At 59.9% G+C, this 15913-nt stretch carries 26 protein-coding genes; all 26 read right to left on the bottom strand.

Annotated elements, in window-relative coordinates; translation table 11 throughout:
* Positions 1-3: 3 nt before the first annotated feature.
* Complete coding sequence (gene secY, locus ACM6JT_RS15345) at positions 4-1353, bottom strand: preprotein translocase subunit SecY (RefSeq protein ID WP_006482915.1); 1350 nt, start codon at positions 1351-1353, stop codon at positions 4-6.
* Between the two features lie 42 nt (positions 1354-1395).
* On the bottom strand, positions 1396-1830 hold the full coding sequence (gene rplO, locus ACM6JT_RS15340; RefSeq protein WP_006482880.1) for a 50S ribosomal protein L15: 435 nt from the start codon (positions 1828-1830) through the stop codon (positions 1396-1398).
* A gap of 26 nt (positions 1831-1856) precedes the next feature.
* Positions 1857-2039, bottom strand: a complete 183-nt coding sequence (gene rpmD / locus ACM6JT_RS15335) for a 50S ribosomal protein L30 (RefSeq protein ID WP_006400644.1) — start codon at positions 2037-2039, stop codon at positions 1857-1859.
* 15 nt (positions 2040-2054) lie between these two features.
* The gene (gene rpsE / locus ACM6JT_RS15330; RefSeq protein ID WP_006482895.1) at positions 2055-2573 is read right to left on the bottom strand and encodes a 30S ribosomal protein S5; all 519 of its coding nucleotides are present in this window, start codon (positions 2571-2573) and stop codon (positions 2055-2057) included.
* A gap of 14 nt (positions 2574-2587) precedes the next feature.
* Positions 2588-2953: a 50S ribosomal protein L18 gene (rplR, locus tag ACM6JT_RS15325; protein ID WP_006477183.1), complete on the bottom strand. Its 366-nt coding sequence runs from the start codon at positions 2951-2953 to the stop codon at positions 2588-2590.
* Between the two features lie 12 nt (positions 2954-2965).
* Positions 2966-3496, bottom strand: a complete 531-nt coding sequence (rplF, locus tag ACM6JT_RS15320; protein ID WP_006758786.1) for a 50S ribosomal protein L6 — start codon at positions 3494-3496, stop codon at positions 2966-2968.
* A gap of 18 nt (positions 3497-3514) precedes the next feature.
* Entirely contained in the window at positions 3515-3910 is a 396-nt protein-coding gene (gene rpsH / locus ACM6JT_RS15315; protein ID WP_034183605.1) for a 30S ribosomal protein S8, read from the bottom strand.
* 14 nt (positions 3911-3924) lie between these two features.
* Positions 3925-4230, bottom strand: a complete 306-nt coding sequence (gene rpsN / locus ACM6JT_RS15310) for a 30S ribosomal protein S14 (RefSeq protein ID WP_006482884.1) — start codon at positions 4228-4230, stop codon at positions 3925-3927.
* Positions 4231-4237: 7 nt separating this feature from the next.
* Entirely contained in the window at positions 4238-4777 is a 540-nt protein-coding gene (gene rplE, locus ACM6JT_RS15305) for a 50S ribosomal protein L5 (protein WP_006482882.1), read from the bottom strand.
* A 16-nt stretch (positions 4778-4793) separates the two neighbouring features.
* Positions 4794-5102, bottom strand: coding sequence for a 50S ribosomal protein L24 (rplX, locus tag ACM6JT_RS15300; RefSeq protein ID WP_006477187.1), 309 nt, complete (start codon positions 5100-5102; stop codon positions 4794-4796).
* Positions 5103-5111: 9 nt separating this feature from the next.
* Entirely contained in the window at positions 5112-5480 is a 369-nt protein-coding gene (gene rplN / locus ACM6JT_RS15295) for a 50S ribosomal protein L14 (protein WP_006482918.1), read from the bottom strand.
* 309 nt (positions 5481-5789) lie between these two features.
* The gene (gene rpsQ / locus ACM6JT_RS15290) at positions 5790-6062 is read right to left on the bottom strand and encodes a 30S ribosomal protein S17 (protein WP_414856784.1); all 273 of its coding nucleotides are present in this window, start codon (positions 6060-6062) and stop codon (positions 5790-5792) included.
* Entirely contained in the window at positions 6059-6253 is a 195-nt protein-coding gene (gene rpmC, locus ACM6JT_RS15285) for a 50S ribosomal protein L29 (protein WP_006400652.1), read from the bottom strand. Before rpmC ends, rpsQ begins: the two co-directional genes overlap by 4 nt.
* A gap of 9 nt (positions 6254-6262) precedes the next feature.
* Positions 6263-6679, bottom strand: coding sequence for a 50S ribosomal protein L16 (gene rplP, locus ACM6JT_RS15280; RefSeq protein WP_006482873.1), 417 nt, complete (start codon positions 6677-6679; stop codon positions 6263-6265).
* A gap of 2 nt (positions 6680-6681) precedes the next feature.
* Positions 6682-7482: a 30S ribosomal protein S3 gene (gene rpsC, locus ACM6JT_RS15275; protein ID WP_006482899.1), complete on the bottom strand. Its 801-nt coding sequence runs from the start codon at positions 7480-7482 to the stop codon at positions 6682-6684.
* 11 nt (positions 7483-7493) lie between these two features.
* The gene (rplV, locus tag ACM6JT_RS15270; protein WP_004199272.1) at positions 7494-7823 is read right to left on the bottom strand and encodes a 50S ribosomal protein L22; all 330 of its coding nucleotides are present in this window, start codon (positions 7821-7823) and stop codon (positions 7494-7496) included.
* A 12-nt stretch (positions 7824-7835) separates the two neighbouring features.
* Positions 7836-8111 carry a 30S ribosomal protein S19 gene (gene rpsS / locus ACM6JT_RS15265; RefSeq protein WP_004199273.1) on the bottom strand — a complete coding sequence of 92 codons (276 nt, stop codon included), beginning with the start codon at positions 8109-8111 and terminating at the stop codon, positions 7836-7838.
* 10 nt (positions 8112-8121) lie between these two features.
* Positions 8122-8949 (bottom strand): 50S ribosomal protein L2, encoded by an 828-nt coding sequence (gene rplB / locus ACM6JT_RS15260; RefSeq protein ID WP_006482900.1) that lies wholly within the window; start codon positions 8947-8949, stop codon positions 8122-8124.
* A 2-nt stretch (positions 8950-8951) separates the two neighbouring features.
* Entirely contained in the window at positions 8952-9266 is a 315-nt protein-coding gene (gene rplW, locus ACM6JT_RS15255; RefSeq protein ID WP_004199275.1) for a 50S ribosomal protein L23, read from the bottom strand.
* Positions 9263-9883 carry a 50S ribosomal protein L4 gene (gene rplD, locus ACM6JT_RS15250; RefSeq protein ID WP_011350675.1) on the bottom strand — a complete coding sequence of 207 codons (621 nt, stop codon included), beginning with the start codon at positions 9881-9883 and terminating at the stop codon, positions 9263-9265. The genes rplW and rplD overlap by 4 nt, the downstream gene beginning before the upstream one ends.
* Entirely contained in the window at positions 9883-10533 is a 651-nt protein-coding gene (rplC, locus tag ACM6JT_RS15245; RefSeq protein WP_006482922.1) for a 50S ribosomal protein L3, read from the bottom strand. The genes rplD and rplC overlap by 1 nt, the downstream gene beginning before the upstream one ends.
* Positions 10534-10711: 178 nt before the next feature.
* Positions 10712-11023, bottom strand: a complete 312-nt coding sequence (gene rpsJ, locus ACM6JT_RS15240; protein WP_004199280.1) for a 30S ribosomal protein S10 — start codon at positions 11021-11023, stop codon at positions 10712-10714.
* Positions 11024-11309: 286 nt separating this feature from the next.
* Positions 11310-12500, bottom strand: coding sequence for an elongation factor Tu (tuf, locus tag ACM6JT_RS15235; protein WP_006482910.1), 1191 nt, complete (start codon positions 12498-12500; stop codon positions 11310-11312).
* 42 nt (positions 12501-12542) lie between these two features.
* A complete protein-coding gene (fusA, locus tag ACM6JT_RS15230; protein ID WP_072445391.1) occupies positions 12543-14645 on the bottom strand; it encodes an elongation factor G in 2103 nt (700 codons plus the stop codon).
* A gap of 123 nt (positions 14646-14768) precedes the next feature.
* Positions 14769-15239, bottom strand: a complete 471-nt coding sequence (rpsG, locus tag ACM6JT_RS15225; protein ID WP_006477195.1) for a 30S ribosomal protein S7 — start codon at positions 15237-15239, stop codon at positions 14769-14771.
* A gap of 172 nt (positions 15240-15411) precedes the next feature.
* Complete coding sequence (gene rpsL, locus ACM6JT_RS15220) at positions 15412-15792, bottom strand: 30S ribosomal protein S12 (protein ID WP_006400662.1); 381 nt, start codon at positions 15790-15792, stop codon at positions 15412-15414.
* Positions 15793-15913 lie beyond the last annotated feature (121 nt).

The following is a 15913-nucleotide window of genomic DNA, read 5'->3' as shown; positions in this document are numbered from 1 at the left end:
TTATTAACGCATTGGGATGTTGCCGCCCTTGAAGTTGGCCTTCTTGAGCAGCGACTCATACTGTTGCGACATAACGTACGACTGCACCTGCGCCATAAAGTCCATCGTGACGACGACAATGATCAGCAGCGACGTTCCACCAAAATAAAACGGCACGTTCCAGCGCAGCACCAGGAATTCCGGCAGCAGACACACGAAGACGATGTAGATCGCACCGGCCAGCGTCAGACGCGTGAGGATGCGGTCGATATATCGTGCGGTCTGATCGCCCGGACGGATGCCCGGAACAAACGCGCCGCTCTTCTTCAGGTTGTCCGCGGTTTCCCTGCTGTTGAACACCAGTGCGGTGTAGAAGAAGCAGAAAAACACGATTGCCAGCGTGTACAGCAGCACATAGACCGGCTGGCCCGGCTTCAGCGCTTCCGCAACGTTATGCAACGTATTGGAAATCCAGCTTCCCGTCGGCTGACCGGTACTGAACCAGCCGAGAATCGTTGCCGGGAACAGGATGATCGACGATGCGAAGATCGGCGGAATCACGCCCGACATGTTCAGCTTCAGCGGCAGGTGCGACGACTGCCCGCCGTAGATCTTGTTGCCGACCTGGCGCTTCGCGTAGTTCACGAGGATCTTCCGCTGACCGCGTTCGATGAACACGACCAGGTAAGTCACCGCGGCAATCAGAACGACGATGATGATCGCCGAAATGATGCTCATCGAACCCGTACGCACCAGCTCGAACAGCCCACCGACGGCATTCGGGAACCCTGCTGCGATCCCGCCGAAGATGATGATCGAGATACCGTTGCCCAGACCACGCTCGGTAATCTGCTCGCCGAGCCACATCAGGAACATCGTGCCGGTAACCAGCGTCACGACCGTCGTCAGACGGAACAGCATGCCGGGATCGGTGACGAGGCCCGGCTGGTTTTCCAGCGCAGCCGCGATACCGAACGCCTGGAAGGTCGCGAGCACCACGGTGAAATACCGCGTGTACTGCGTGATCTTCCGTTGCCCTGCCTGCCCTTCCTTCTTCAGCGCCTCGAGCTGCGGCGAGACGATCGCCAGCAACTGCATGATGATCGACGCCGAAATGTACGGCATGATCCCCAGCGCAAAGATCGTGAAGCGGGAAAGTGCGCCACCCGAGAACATGTTGAACATGCCCAGGATGCCACCCGCCTGGCTCTGGAACAGCTTAGCCAGTTGATCCGGATCGATGCCCGGCACGGGAATGTGCGCGCCGATGCGATAGACGATCAGCGCCAGGAGCAGGAACATCGCTCGCCGACGCAGATCGCCGAATTTCGCCGTGCTTCGACCGGGTTTTGCAAGACTCGGGCTGTTAGCCAAGTACCTTCTCCGATGAATGCAAGTGACGACGCGCTACGCGTGTCACTCGGCGAACGAACCGCCAGCCGCTTCGATCGCAGCGCGCGCACCCTTGGTGGCACCGAGACCCTTCACGACGATCTTGCGCTTCAGTTCACCCGTCGCGATGATCTTTGCGCTCTTCGTCAGCTCGCCGACCAGGCCGGCTTGCTTCAGTGCGAGCAGATCGATCTCGTCGACCGGCAGCTTCTCGAGGTCGCCCAGGCGCACTTCACCGACGAATTCCTTCGTCAGCGACGTGAAGCCGCGCTTCGGCAGACGACGTTGCAGCGGCATCTGACCGCCTTCGAAACCGACTTTGTGGAAGCCGCCCGAACGCGATTTCTGACCCTTGTGACCACGGCCAGCCGTCTTGCCGAGGCCCGAACCGATGCCACGGCCGACGCGACGCTTGGCGTGCTTGGCGCCAGCTGCCGGCTTCAGGTTATTCAATTCCATATCAACTCCTTGATCCGTAGGGCCGCTTACGCGATGACCTTAACGAGGTACGAGACCTTGTTGATCATGCCGCGGACCGCCGGCGTGTCCTGCAGCTCGCTGACCGAGTTGAGTCGGCGCAGGCCCAGGCCACGCACGGTCGCGCGGTGCGATTCGCGGGTCCCGATCAGGCTCTTAACGAGCTGAACCTTGACAGTTTTTTCAGACATGGTGACCACCCGGGCTTAGCCCAAAATTTCTTCGACGGACTTGCCGCGCTTCGCCGCGATGTCTGCCGGGGTGGACTGCTTGCGCAGGCCGTCCAGCGTGGCGCGAACGAGGTTGTACGGGTTCGTCGAACCGTGGCTCTTAGCCACAACGTTCTGAACGCCCATCACGTCGAACACTGCGCGCATCGGGCCGCCGGCGATCACGCCCGTACCTGCCTTCGCCGGAGCGAGGAGGACGGCCGATGCACCGTGCTTGCCGTGCACTTCGTGCTGCAGCGTGCCGTTCTTGAGCGGCACCTTGAACATGTTGCGGCGAGCTTGTTCCATTGCCTTCTGGACAGCGACCGGCACTTCCTTCGCCTTGCCCTTGCCCATACCGATGCGGCCATCACCATCGCCAACCACGGTCAGTGCGGCGAAGCCGAGAATACGGCCACCCTTCACGACCTTGGTCACGCGATTGACCGAAATCATCTTTTCACGAAGGCCGTCGTCGCGCTCGTCAGCCTGAACTTTCGCTTGCATCTTTGCCATGACGAATTCCTTCCTTAGAACTTGAGCCCAGCTTCGCGAGCTGCCTCAGCCAGCGCTTTAACGCGGCCGTGGTAGCGGAAGCCCGAGCGGTCGAAGGCGACGGATTCGATGCCGGCGGCCTTTGCCTTCTCGGCAATACGCTTGCCGATCAGCGTCGCGGCGTTAACGTTGCCGCCCTTGCCCGACTTGTCGGCGAGCTCGGCGCGCACTTCTGCCTCGAGCGTCGACGCACTGGCCAGCACCTTGGTGCCGCAGGGCGAGAACACTTGAGCGTAGATGTGCGTGTTCGTGCGATGCACGGCGAGACGCGCGACCTGCAGCTCAGCGATCTTGATACGCGTCTGGCGAGCGCGGCGCAGGCGAGATTGAGTCTTATCCATGATTGCGCACCCTTACTTCTTCTTCGTTTCTTTGAGGATCACAACCTCGTCGGAATAGCGCACGCCCTTGCCCTTGTAGGGCTCCGGCGGACGGTAACCGCGAACTTCCGCAGCTACTTGACCGACTTGTTGCTTGTTGATCCCCTTGATCACGATTTCGGTTTGCGTCGGGGTTTCAGCCTTGACGCCTTCCGGCATCTGGTGCACCACCGGGTGCGAGAAACCCAGCGACAGGTTCAGCTTGTCGCCTTGCGCTTGCGCACGGTAACCGACGCCAACCAGCGTCAGCTTGCGCTCGAAACCCTTGGTCACGCCGTGCACGGCATTCGCGATGATCGCGCGCATCGTGCCCGACAGTGCATTTGCTTCGCGGCTTTCGTCGACCGGCGACAGATTCAGCGTGCCGTCGTTGTTCGCCACGTTCACGAGCGGATTGATCGCTTGCGTGATGGTGCCCAGCGGGCCCTTGACGGTGATTGCACCGTCGGCCAGCTTGACTTCCGCGCCTTGCAGCGCGATCGGGCTCTTACCTACTCGAGACATGTTTCTCTCTCCTCGGCTTTAAGCGACGTAGCAGATGACTTCGCCGCCGACGCCGGTAGCGCGCGCCTTGCGGTCGGTCATCACGCCCTTCGGCGTCGACACGATTGCCACGCCGAGGCCATTCATGACCTGCGGAATGTCGTTACGACCGCGGTAGACGCGCAGGCCAGGCTTCGACACGCGCTCGAGGCGTTCGATGACCGGACGGCCAGCGTAGTACTTCAGCGCGATGTTCAGTTCTGCCTTCGCGCCTTCAGCCTTCACCGCGAAATCGTCGATATAACCTTCGTCCTTCAGGACTTGCGCGATTGCAACCTTGACCTTCGACGAGGGCATCGCGACCGATACCTTCTCGACCATCTGCGCGTTGCGGATGCGAGTCAGCATATCGGCGATAGGATCACTCATGCTCATTTACGTTTCTCCTATTACCAGCTCGCCTTGGTCAGGCCAGGAATCTCGCCACGGAATGCGATTTCACGAATCTTGTTACGCGCGAGGCCGAATTTACGGAACGTGCCACGCGGACGGCCCGTGATCGCGCAGCGGTTACGCTGGCGGGTCGGGTTTGCGTTGCGGGGCAGTTGCTGCAGCTCCAGGCGTGCTTCGTAGCGCTCTTCTTCCGACTTGCTTTGGTCTTCGACGATCGCCTTCAGCGCTTCGCGCTTTGCTGCGAACTTCGCGACCAGGCGGGCGCGCTTCTTTTCACGTTCGATCAGTGCCAGTTTAGCCACGGTAACCTCAGTTTCTGAACGGGAACTTGAAGCTGGCGAGCAGAGCCTTTGCTTCGTCGTCGGTCTTCGCAGTCGTCGTGATGCTGATGTTCAGCCCACGCAGTGCGTCGATCTTGTCGTAGTCGATTTCGGGGAAAATGATCTGCTCTTTCACACCGATGTTGTAGTTGCCACGGCCATCGAAAGCACGACCCGACACGCCGCGGAAGTCACGCACGCGGGGCAGGGCAACGGTCACGAAACGGTCGAGGAATTCATACATCGCACGACCGCGCAGCGTCACCATCGCGCCGATGGGATAACCCTGGCGGATCTTGAAGCCTGCGATTGCCTTGCGCGCCTTCGTCACGACCGGCTTCTGACCAGCGATCTTCGTGAGGTCGCCAACGGCGTTCTCGATGATCTTCTTGTCAGCGATCGCTTCGCCAAGACCCATGTTCAGCGTGATCTTGGTGATGCGCGGCACTTCCATGACCGACTTGTAACCGAACTTCTCGATCAGGCCGGGCACAACCTTTTCTTTGTAAAACTCTTGAAAACGAGCCATTTTTTACTCCGCTGCGTCAGGCGCTCAGTACGGCACCGGTCGTCTTCAGGAAGCGAACCTTCTTGCCTTCCTCGACCTTGATGCCAACACGCGACGCCTTGCCATTCGCGTCGACCAGTGCGACGTTCGAAATATGCAGGGGCATCGTCTTCGCTTCCACGCCGCCCGTCGTACCCTTCATCGGGTTCGGCTTCACATGCTTCTTGACGAGGTTGATACCTTCAACCGTCACATGCTCAGCACCGACAGCCAGCACGACGCCGCGCTTGCCCTTGTCCTTGCCGGTAACGACGATCACTTCGTCACCCTTGCGAATCTTGTTCATCGCGACTCCTTACAGCACTTCCGGCGCCAGCGAAACGATCTTCATGAATCGTTCGCTACGCAGCTCACGCGTCACCGGCCCGAAGATACGGGTGCCGATCGGCTCGAGCTTGTTATTCAAAAGCACAGCGGCGTTGCCGTCGAACTTGATCAGCGAGCCGTCTTGACGGCGCACACCCTTGGCGGTGCGGACCACCACGGCGTTGTAAATTTCGCCTTTCTTCACGCGCCCGCGCGGCGTTGCCTCTTTGACGCTCACCTTGATGATGTCGCCAATGCCGGCATAACGACGCTTCGAGCCGCCGAGCACCTTGATGCACAGGACTTCACGTGCACCCGTGTTGTCGGCTACTTCGAGCCGAGATTCGGTCTGGATCATGGTTTGTCTTTCCCAACTTAATCCGGATGCACCACCATGATGCATTCGGTCAGTCTTGGTCCCGTCAGCCAATCGGCTGCTTGGGTTGGAACAGCAGCGACGGCAAACGAAACCCGCCATCGCAATTCGGTGAATCTTTCGGACAGGCTGGCGCCAGTCCGCTTCCCCCACCAACTTCGCCCGCGACGGGGCTCCCATAAAGAGGGAAGACCAGGATTATAACAAATAACCCTGGTCACGCAAGCAAAAACTTTGCGATTTCAAGCACTTCGTGGAGAAGTGCCTGTTACTGCCTACCGCACGGCCCGCTTAGATGACGCGAGCTGCTTCGACGAGGCGCGACACCGTCCAGGCCTTCGTCTTCGAAACAGGACGAGTTTCCTGGATTTCGACGAGATCGCCTTCGTTGCAGGTGTTCGTTTCATCGTGCGCGTGGTACTTCTTCGAGCGCACGACATACTTGCCGTAGATCGGGTGCTTGACGCGGTGCTCGATCAGCACGGTGACGGTCTTGTCCATCTTGTTGCTGACGACCCGACCGACCAGCGTCCGCTTCAGCGAGGTTTTCACGCTATCGTTCATTTCTGGTTCGCCTTCTGAGTCATGACGGTCCGCACACGTGCGATGTCGCGACGAACCTTCTTCAGCTGGCTCGTGTTCGTGAGCTGCTGGGTCGCGAGTTGCATGCGCAGGCCGAATTGCGCCTTCAGCAGGTCCGCCAGCTCCTTGTTGAGCGCGGCCTGGTCTTTCTGGAGAAGTTCGGAAGCCTTCATGTTTTCTCCTTAGGCGCCGAGCTGGCGCACGATGAATGCCGTCTTCAGCGGCAGCTTGGCTGCAGCCAGACGGAACGCTTCGCGTGCCAGTTCTTCGGTTACGCCGTCCATTTCATAGAGCATCTTGCCCGGCTGAATCTCGGCGACGTAGTACTCCGGGTTACCCTTACCGTTACCCATACGCACTTCGGCCGGCTTCTGCGAAATCGGCTTGTCCGGGAAGATCCGGATCCAGATGCGGCCGCCACGCTTGATGTGACGCGTCATTGCACGACGCGCCGCTTCAATTTGACGTGCGGTCAGACGACCGCGACCGATCGCCTTCAGGCCGAATTCACCGAACGACACTGCGTTGCCGCGCGTCGCCTTGCCGGTGTTACGACCCTTCTGCTCTTTACGATACTTTCTGCGTTTCGGTTGCAGCATCGTTATTCTCCAGTCTTGCCGTCTTCGGGCTTGCCGGCGCCACGGCGCGGTGCGCCACGGCGAGCACCCGGAGCACCGCCTTCGCCGTCACGGCGCGGACGACGATCGCCCGGACGCGCATTGCGACGCGGACGCTTGTCTTCGGCTACTTCTTCCACCACCGGTGCGTCATTGCGGCCGAGCGTGTCGCCCTTGTACACCCACACCTTGACGCCGATGATCCCGTAGGTCGTCTTCGCTTCCGAAGTCGCGTAGTCGATATCGGCACGCAGCGTGTGAAGGGGCACGCGACCTTCGCGATACCACTCCGTACGAGCGATTTCAATACCGTTCAGACGGCCGGCGCTCATGATCTTGATGCCCTGGGCACCCAGACGCATCGCGTTCTGCATCGCACGCTTCATCGCGCGACGGAACATGATCCGGCGCTCAAGCTGTTGCGTGATCGAGTCAGCGATCAGTTGCGCATCGGTTTCCGGCTTGCGGATCTCTTCGATGTTGACGTGGACCGGAACGCCCATGCGGCGTTGCAGTTCCGTCTTCAGCTGTTCGATATCCTCGCCCTTCTTGCCGATGACGACGCCCGGACGCGAGCTGTAAATCGTGATGCGCGCGTTCTTTGCCGGACGCTCGATGACGACCCGACCGACCGAAGCGTTCTTCAGCTTCTTCTTCAGGTACTCACGAACACCGATGTCTTCCTGCAGCATCGCCGCGAAATTGTTGTTGTTCGCGTACCAACGCGAAGCCCAATTACGGCTGACAGCCAGGCGGAAGCCAGTCGGATGAATTTTCTGTCCCATCGTATGGCTCCTTAATTCCCGACCGTCACAGTGATGTGACAGGATTGCTTCTCGATGCGGTTACCGCGGCCCTTGGCGCGCGCGGTGAAACGCTTGAGCGATGCAGCCTTGTCGACGTAGATGCTCTTGATCTTGAGCTCGTCGATATCGGCGCCTTCGTTGTGCTCCGCATTCGCGATTGCCGACAGCACAACCTTCTTCACGATGCCAGCCGCCTTCTTCGGCGAGAACGTCAGAACGTTCAGCGCCTTGTCGACCGGCAAACCGCGGATCTGGTCAGCCACAAGGCGCGTTTTTTGCGCCGAGATGCGGGCACCGCGATGAATTGCTTTCACTTCCATCTTGATTGCCCCTTATTTCTTGGCCTTCTTGTCGGCTGCGTGACCCTTGAACGTACGGGTCAGTGCGAACTCGCCAAGCTTGTGGCCGACCATGTTTTCCGAGATGTACACCGGAACGTGTTGACGGCCGTTGTGAACAGCGATCGTCAGGCCGATGAAATCCGGCAGAATCGTCGAGCGACGCGACCAGGTCTTGATCGGCTTTTTGTCGCGCGAAGCTGCAGCCGCCTCAACTTTCTTCAGCAAATGGGCGTCGCAGAACGGACCTTTTTTAACAGAACGTGCCATTGCCTACTCCTTAACGCTTGTGACGGCGCTGGACGATCATCGTCGTCGTGCGCTTGTTGCTGCGGGTGCGGTAACCCTTAGCCGGCGTACCCCACGGGCTCACCGGGTCGCGACCTGCAGCCGTCTTGCCCTCACCACCACCGTGCGGGTGATCGACCGGGTTCATCGCAACGCCACGCACCGTCGGGCGGATACCGCGCCAGCGGTTCGCGCCAGCCTTGCCGATCTGGCGCAGGCTATGCTCTTCGTTGCCGACTTCACCGATCGTTGCACGGCACTCGATGTGCACGCGGCGGATTTCGCCCGAACGCAGGCGAACCTGCGCGTAGACGCCTTCGCGCGCCAGCAGCATGGCCGACGTGCCAGCCGAACGCGCCATTTGCGCGCCCTTGCCCGGCAGCATCTCGATGCAGTGGATCGTCGTACCGACCGGAATGTTGCGGATCGGCAGCGTGTTGCCTGCACGGATCGGCGCTTCCGAACCCGACATCAGCTGTTGGCCGACGGTCAGGCCCTTCGGGGCGATGATGTAGCGACGCTCGCCGTCTGCGTAGAGCACCAGCGCGATGTTCGCGCTGCGGTTCGGGTCGTACTCGAGACGCTCGACCTTTGCCGGGATGCCATCCTTCGTGCGACGGAAATCGACGATACGATAGTGCTGCTTGTGGCCACCGCCCTTATGGCGCGTGGTGATGCGGCCGTTGTTGTTACGGCCGGCGGTCGAGCTCTGCGAGTCGAGCAGTGCCGCGAACGGCTTGCCCTGGTGCAGGTTCTTGTTGACCACCTTGACCATCGCGCGGCGACCCGGCGAAGTCGGTTTAACTTTAACGATTGCCATGATTACTTGGCCTCCGCTTCAAAGTTGATTTCCTGGCCGGGCTTCAGGCAAACGTACGCCTTCTTCACGTCCTTGCGGCGGCCCATCGAACGGCCAAAGCGCTTCTGCTTGCCCTTCTGAACCAGCACGTTGACGGAGTCAACTTCAACCTTGAACAGCAGCTCGACAGCCGCCTTCACTTCCTGCTTCGTGGCATCCGGCGCGACTTCGAACACGACTTGCTCGTTCTTGTCGGCAACCAGCGTCGCCTTTTCCGAGATCACCGGTGCGAGCAGGACCTGCATCAAACGATGATCGTTCTTGCGAATCTCGCTCATGACAGCAACTCCTCGATCTGGGCGACCGCAGCCTTCGTGACCAGCACTTTCTTGAAGTAGATCAGCGACAGCGGGTCAGCGTAGCGCGGCTCGACAATTGCCACGTGCGGCAGGTTGCGCGAAGCCAGGTACAGGTTTTCGTCAACCGTGTCGGTGATGATCAGCACGGAGTCGAGACCCATGGTCTTGAATTTTTCGGCCAGCAGCTTGGTCTTCGGCGCTTCGAGGATGATGTCCTCGACGACCGACAGACGGCCTTCACGGGCCAGCTGCGAGAAGATCGAGCAGAGACCTGCGCGATGCATCTTCTTGTTGACCTTGTGCGAGAAGTTTTCTTCCGGCGAGTTCGGGAAGATACGACCACCGCCACGCCACAGCGGGCTCGACGACATACCGGCACGAGCACGGCCCGTACCCTTCTGGCGCCACGGCTTCTTGGTGGTGTGCTTGACCTGCTCGCGGTCCTTCTGCGCGCGGTTACCCTGGCGAGCATTCGCCTGGTAAGCGACGACGACCTGGTGGATCAGCGCTTCGTTGTAGTCACGACCGAACACGACGTCCGATGCGTTGACCACTGCACCTTCCTGACCATTTTCGTTCAGGAGCTTGAGTTCCATTATTTCGCCCCCTTGGTCTTGACGGCCGGCGTGACAAAAACCTTGCCACCCTTCGCGCCCGGAATCGCACCCTTGACGAGCAGCAGCTTGCGCTCTGCGTCGATACGAGCGATTTCGAGGTTCTGCACCGTCACGGTCACGTCACCCATGTGACCCGTCATGCGTTTACCCGGGAACACGCGACCCGGATCCTGCGCCATACCGATCGAGCCCGGCACGTTGTGCGAGCGCGAGTTACCGTGCGTGGCACGGCCGGAGGAGAAGTTGTAACGCTTGATCGTACCGGCGTAGCCCTTACCGATCGACACGCCTTGCACGTCGACCTTCTGGCCCACTTCGAAAAGATCTGCACCGACCACGGCGCCATTCGACAGCTCGGCTGCCTTGGCCGCGTCAATGCGGAATTCCTTGAGGATTTCACCGGCTTCGACACCGGCTTTGGCGAGATGACCTGCCAGCGGCTTCGTCACGCGCGAGGCGCGGCGGGAGCCGAATGCAACCTGCACGGCCGTGTAGCCGTCGGTTTCAACAGTCTTGATCTGCGTCACGCGGTTGTCCGACACGTCCAGCACGGTGACGGGAATCGAATCCCCTTCAGCCGTGAAGATACGGGTCATGCCAACCTTGCGACCTACGAGTCCAAGGCTCATCATTTTCTCCATTCCCGACTGCGATTGGTCGGGGCTGATTTACAAAATGCCGGGCACGCAAGGCCCAACTTTTTTACGCGAATACGCGAAAAGCCAAGCAGTATAGCCCGACCTCTCGATTTCCGCAAGCAATACAAAGACTTAGCACCGCCCGGCAAGCCGTTCGGTGCTGGAAGCCTTACTGCAGCTTGATTTCCACGTCGACGCCAGCCGGCAGATCGAGCTTCATCAGCGCGTCAACCGTCTTGTCGGTCGGATCGACGATGTCCATCAGGCGCTGGTGGGTGCGGATTTCGAGCTGATCGCGCGACGTCTTGTTGACGTGCGGCGAACGCAGGATGTCAAAACGCTGAATGCGCGTCGGCAGCGGCACCGGGCCACGGACGATTGCGCCAGTCCGCTTCGCGGTATCGACGATCTCGGCAGCCGATTGATCGATCAGACGATAGTCGAAAGCCTTCAGGCGAATGCGGATTTTCTGTTGCTGCATGACGATTCCTTGAAAAGAGCGAGGCGATGTTGCATCGCCGGACACTAAAAGAACGTGAAACATGACGCCTGCGGGGAGCGAGACATCAGGTTCCGGACAGTACTTCCACTGCTAAGTCCGCGATTCTACACGAAATTCTGGAGCGGTGGTGCGGGTTTCTCGGCCCATGCAACGAAGCACCGGAAAAACAAAACCGGGTGCCAGCGCAAGCTGGACACCCGGTTTCGACGGTACAACCACATACCGTGGAATCGCGGACCCCGTCGGGATCCGCGGATCGTCGATATTACTCGATGATCTTGGCGACGACGCCGGCGCCGACGGTACGGCCGCCTTCGCGGATTGCGAAGCGCAGACCTTCTTCCATCGCGATCGGAGCGATCAGCTTCACCGTGATCGACACGTTGTCGCCCGGCATCACCATTTCCTTGTCCTTCGGCAGCTCGATCGAGCCCGTCACGTCCGTCGTACGGAAGTAGAACTGCGGACGGTAGTTGTTGAAGAACGGCGTGTGACGGCCGCCTTCGTCCTTGCTCAGCACGTACACTTCAGCCGTGAAGTGCGTGTGCGGCGTGATCGAACCCGGCTTCGCCAGAACCTGGCCACGCTCCACGTCTTCACGCTTCGTGCCGCGCAGCAGGATACCAACGTTGTCGCCTGCCTGACCTTGGTCCAGCAGCTTGCGGAACATTTCAACGCCCGTGCAGGTCGTCTTCACCGTCGGCTTGATACCGACGATTTCGATTTCTTCGCCGACCTTCACGATGCCGCGCTCGACACGACCCGTCACCACCGTACCACGGCCCGAGATCGAGAACACGTCTTCCACCGGCATCAGGAACGCGCCGTCAACTGCACGCTCCGGCGTCGGGATGTACGTGTCCAGCGCGTCGGCCAGGCTCATGATCGCCACTTCACCCAGCTCGCCCGTGTCGCCTTCCAGCGCCAGCTTCGCCGAACCCTTCACGATCGGCGTGTCGTCGCCCGGGAAGTCGTACTTCGACAGGAGTTCGCGAACTTCCATCTCGACCAGCTCGAGCAGTTCAGCGTCGTCCACCATGTCGCACTTGTTCAGGAACACGATGATGTACGGAACGCCAACCTGACGCGCCAGCAGGATGTGCTCACGCGTTTGCGGCATCGGGCCGTCTGCTGCCGAGCAAACCAGGATCGCGCCGTCCATCTGTGCCGCGCCCGTGATCATGTTCTTCACATAGTCAGCGTGGCCCGGGCAGTCGACGTGTGCGTAGTGGCGGTTAGCCGTTTCGTACTCGACGTGTGCCGTGTTGATCGTGATGCCGCGCGCCTTTTCTTCCGGTGCCGCGTCGATCTGGTCGTATGCCTTCGCTTCGCCGCCGAACTTCTTCGTCAGAACCGTCGTGATCGCTGCCGTCAGCGTCGTCTTGCCGTGGTCAACGTGACCAATCGTACCAACGTTCACGTGCGGCTTGGTCCGCTCAAACTTTTCCTTTGCCATGATTCTCTTCTTTCAAAAAATAATCGGTTGATAGCTTCAGATTTACTTCGACTTCGCGCTGATGATCGCGTCGGCAACGTTGCGCGGAGCTTCAGCGTAGTGCTTGAACTCCATCGTGTACGTTGCACGACCTTGCGTCAGCGAGCGCAGCGACGTCGAATAACCGAACATTTCCGACAGCGGCACCTCGGCGCGCACGATCTTGCCGCCGCCAACCATGTCTTCCATGCCCTGGACGATACCGCGACGGCCCGACAGGTCGCCCATCACGTTGCCCATGTAGTCTTCCGGCGTCTCGACTTCGACAGCCATCATCGGCTCGAGCACGACCGGGTTCGCCTTGCGCATCGCTTCCTTGAACGCCATCGAACCGGCCATCCGGAACGCGTTTTCGTTCGAGTCAACGTCGTGGTACGAACCGAACGTCAGGTGAACCTTCACGTCGACGACCGGGAAGCCTGCCAGCACGCCCGACTTCAGCGTGTCCTGGATACCCTTGTCGACCGCCGGGATGTATTCACGCGGAATCACACCACCCTTGATCTCGTCGAAGAACTCGTAGCCCTTGCCCTGTTCGTTCGGCTCGAGCGTGATGACCGCGTGACCGTACTGGCCGCGACCACCCGACTGCTTGACGAACTTGCCGTCGACATCCTTCGCCGTCGAACGGATCGTTTCGCGGTAGGCAACCTGCGGCTTGCCGACGGTTGCTTCCACGCCGAATTCACGCTTCATCCGGTCGACCAGAATTTCGAGGTGGAGCTCGCCCATGCCCGAAATGATGGTCTGGCCCGACTCTTCGTCGGTCTGCACGCGGAACGACGGATCTTCCTGCGCCAGGCGGTTCAGCGCGAGGCCCATCTTTTCCTGGTCAGCCTTGGTTTTCGGCTCGACAGCCTGCGAAATCACCGGCTCCGGGAACACCATGCGCTCGAGAATGATCGGGTTCGCCGGATCGCACAGCGTGTCGCCCGTGGTCGCTTCCTTCAGGCCGACCGCAGCAGCGATGTCGCCTGCGCGCACTTCCTTGATTTCTTCGCGCTGGTTCGCGTGCATCTGCAGAATACGACCCAGACGTTCCTTCTTGTCCTTCGTCGAGTTCAGCAGCGTATCGCCCGAATTCACCACGCCCGAGTACACACGGAAGAAGATCAGCTGGCCGACGAACGGGTCGGTCATGATCTTGAACGCGAGCGCCGAGAACTTCTCGTCGTCCGCCGCACGGCGCTCTGCGGAATCGCCGTTTTCGAGTTCGCCCTTGACCGGCGGGATGTCGACCGGCGACGGCAGGAAATCGATCACGGCGTCGAGCATGCGCTGCACGCCCTTGTTCTTGAACGCGGTACCGCACAGCATCGGCTGGATTTCGCACGCGATCGTACGGTCGCGCAGCGCCTTGACGATGTCGGCTTCCGGCAGATCGCCTTCTTCCAGGTACTTGTTCATCAGGTCTTCGTTGGCTTCAGCAGCCGCCTCGACCATCTTTTCGCGCCATTCCTTGCAGGTCTCGGCGAGTTCGGCCGGGATGTCGACGTAGTCGAACTTCGTGCCTTGCGACGCTTCGTCCCAAATGATCGCCTTCATCTTGATCAGGTCGACCACGCCCTTGAAGTTTTCTTCCGAGCCGATCGGCACCACGACCGGAACCGGGTTCGCCTTCAGGCGCAGACGGAGCTGGTCGTAGACCTTGAAGAAGTTCGCGCCGGTACGGTCCATCTTGTTGACGAACGCGAGACGCGGCACCTTGTACTTGTTCGCCTGGCGCCACACCGTTTCCGACTGCGGCTGCACGCCGCCCACTGCGCAGTACACCATGCACGCGCCGTCGAGCACGCGCATCGAGCGCTCCACTTCGATCGTGAAGTCGACGTGGCCCGGGGTGTCGATGATGTTGATGCGGTGTTCCGGATAGTTGCCGCCCATGCCCTTCCAGAAGGCCGTGGTAGCAGCGGACGTGATCGTGATGCCACGCTCCTGTTCCTGCTCCATCCAGTCCATCGTGGCTGCGCCGTCGTGAACTTCACCGATCTTGTGGTTCACACCGGTGTAAAACAGAATGCGCTCGGTCGTCGTCGTCTTGCCGGCGTCGATGTGAGCGCTAATACCGATATTGCGGTAGCGCTCGATAGGAGTCTTGCGAGCCACTTTGATCCTCTACTGGGATGACATGATGCAGCCCTGCTGCATCATGCTTCAACACAAACGGGCGAGGCGCCTGAAAAGCGCACCCGCCCGGAATTTATTTCCGCTAACAGCCCAGCCAGGCGCTTAGAAACGGAAATGCGAGAACGCGCGGTTGGCTTCTGCCATGCGGTGAACTTCATCGCGCTTCTTCATCGCGCCGCCACGGCCTTCGGCCGCTTCGGAGAGTTCACCTGCCAGACGCAGGGCCATCGACTTCTCGCTGCGCTTCTTCGCAGCCTCGCGCAGCCAGCGCATCGCCAATGCCATACGACGCGACGGGCGCACTTCGACCGGAACTTGATAGTTGGCACCACCAACGCGACGGCTCTTCACTTCGACCACCGGCTTCACGTTGTTGAGCGCAACCGTGAACACTTCCAGCGGGTCCTTGCCACCCTTGGTCTGGATCTGTTCGAATGCGCCATAAACGATGCGCTCTGCGACCGACTTCTTGCCGGACAGCATCAGCATGTTCATGAACTTGGCTACATCAACGTTGCCGAACTTCGGATCCGGCAACACTTCCCGCTTGGGGACTTCGCGACGACGCGGCATGATTCTTCCTTTACTTGTTCAGTTGGAGCTGTATCCAGCTCCGCGGCCACCAACAAACCCGATCACATCTTCACGACTAACCAGCTTGGCCGGGTGACCACTTACTCGACAGCACCGGCAATCCGGCACTCCCGCCTTGACCGCCCAGAGGCGATCCCTGATCAAAAACTGCTTACTTGGCAGCCTTTGCACGCTTCGCGCCGTACTTCGAGCGCGCTTGCTTACGGTCCTTGACGCCCTGGGTATCCAGCGAGCCGCGAACCATGTGGTAACGCACACCCGGCAAGTCCTTCACACGGCCGCCGCGGATCAGCACAACCGAGTGTTCCTGCAGGTTGTGGCCTTCACCACCGATGTACGAAATCACTTCGAAGCCGTTCGTCAGACGAACCTTGGCAACCTTACGGAGTGCCGAGTTAGGCTTCTTCGGCGTCGTCGTGTACACACGGGTGCACACGCCGCGACGCTGGGGGCAGTCCTGCAGGGCCGGGCTCTTGCTCTTCGTCGTTTCCGACTGACGGCCTTTGCGAACCAGTTGGTTGATGGTTGGCATTGTTTATTCCTGAAATTGAACAAAATCTGCACATCGATTTCGGGCAAAGCGAAAATCGGCGCACAGTTGACTTCCGAACCGGCGAAACGGACGCGAACCTTCGAACGCGACTCGGCCCACC

Origin of the sequence: Burkholderia sp. IT-111MI5 (genome assembly GCF_949752865.1) — a bacterium.
Classification (GTDB): Bacteria; Pseudomonadota; Gammaproteobacteria; order Burkholderiales; family Burkholderiaceae; genus Burkholderia; species Burkholderia pyrrocinia_C.
Note: the sequence above shows the minus strand (reverse complement) of the source record. Positions and strands in the feature narration are given on the sequence as shown.

Excerpts from the sequence above, each read along its gene's own strand:
- rplO (WP_006482880.1), bottom strand. The coding sequence starts at position 1,830 with ATGGAATTGAATAACCTGAAGCCGGCAGCTGGCGCCAAGCACGCCAAG.
- rpmD (WP_006400644.1), bottom strand. The coding sequence starts at position 2,039 with ATGTCTGAAAAAACTGTCAAGGTTCAGCTCGTTAAGAGCCTGATCGGG.
- rpsE (WP_006482895.1), bottom strand. The coding sequence starts at position 2,573 with ATGGCAAAGATGCAAGCGAAAGTTCAGGCTGACGAGCGCGACGACGGC.
- rplR (WP_006477183.1), bottom strand. The coding sequence starts at position 2,953 with ATGGATAAGACTCAATCTCGCCTGCGCCGCGCTCGCCAGACGCGTATC.
- rplF (WP_006758786.1), bottom strand. The coding sequence starts at position 3,496 with ATGTCTCGAGTAGGTAAGAGCCCGATCGCGCTGCAAGGCGCGGAAGTC.
- rpsH (WP_034183605.1), bottom strand. The coding sequence starts at position 3,910 with ATGAGCATGAGTGATCCTATCGCCGATATGCTGACTCGCATCCGCAAC.
- rplE (WP_006482882.1), bottom strand. The coding sequence starts at position 4,777 with ATGGCTCGTTTTCAAGAGTTTTACAAAGAAAAGGTTGTGCCCGGCCTG.
- rplX (WP_006477187.1), bottom strand. The coding sequence starts at position 5,102 with ATGAACAAGATTCGCAAGGGTGACGAAGTGATCGTCGTTACCGGCAAG.
- rplN (WP_006482918.1), bottom strand. The coding sequence starts at position 5,480 with ATGATCCAGACCGAATCTCGGCTCGAAGTAGCCGACAACACGGGTGCA.
- rpsQ (WP_414856784.1), bottom strand. The coding sequence starts at position 6,062 with ATGAACGATAGCGTGAAAACCTCGCTGAAGCGGACGCTGGTCGGTCGG.
- rpmC (WP_006400652.1), bottom strand. The coding sequence starts at position 6,253 with ATGAAGGCTTCCGAACTTCTCCAGAAAGACCAGGCCGCGCTCAACAAG.
- rplP (WP_006482873.1), bottom strand. The coding sequence starts at position 6,679 with ATGCTGCAACCGAAACGCAGAAAGTATCGTAAAGAGCAGAAGGGTCGT.
- rpsC (WP_006482899.1), bottom strand. The coding sequence starts at position 7,482 with ATGGGACAGAAAATTCATCCGACTGGCTTCCGCCTGGCTGTCAGCCGT.
- rplV (WP_004199272.1), bottom strand. The coding sequence starts at position 7,823 with ATGGAAGTGAAAGCAATTCATCGCGGTGCCCGCATCTCGGCGCAAAAA.
- rpsS (WP_004199273.1), bottom strand. The coding sequence starts at position 8,111 with ATGGCACGTTCTGTTAAAAAAGGTCCGTTCTGCGACGCCCATTTGCTG.
- rplB (WP_006482900.1), bottom strand. The coding sequence starts at position 8,949 with ATGGCAATCGTTAAAGTTAAACCGACTTCGCCGGGTCGCCGCGCGATG.
- rplW (WP_004199275.1), bottom strand. The coding sequence starts at position 9,266 with ATGAGCGAGATTCGCAAGAACGATCATCGTTTGATGCAGGTCCTGCTC.
- rplD (WP_011350675.1), bottom strand. The coding sequence starts at position 9,883 with ATGGAACTCAAGCTCCTGAACGAAAATGGTCAGGAAGGTGCAGTGGTC.
- rplC (WP_006482922.1), bottom strand. The coding sequence starts at position 10,533 with ATGAGCCTTGGACTCGTAGGTCGCAAGGTTGGCATGACCCGTATCTTC.
- rpsJ (WP_004199280.1), bottom strand. The coding sequence starts at position 11,023 with ATGCAGCAACAGAAAATCCGCATTCGCCTGAAGGCTTTCGACTATCGT.
- tuf (WP_006482910.1), bottom strand. The coding sequence starts at position 12,500 with ATGGCAAAGGAAAAGTTTGAGCGGACCAAGCCGCACGTGAACGTTGGT.
- rpsG (WP_006477195.1), bottom strand. The coding sequence starts at position 15,239 with ATGCCGCGTCGTCGCGAAGTCCCCAAGCGGGAAGTGTTGCCGGATCCG.
- rpsL (WP_006400662.1), bottom strand. The coding sequence starts at position 15,792 with ATGCCAACCATCAACCAACTGGTTCGCAAAGGCCGTCAGTCGGAAACG.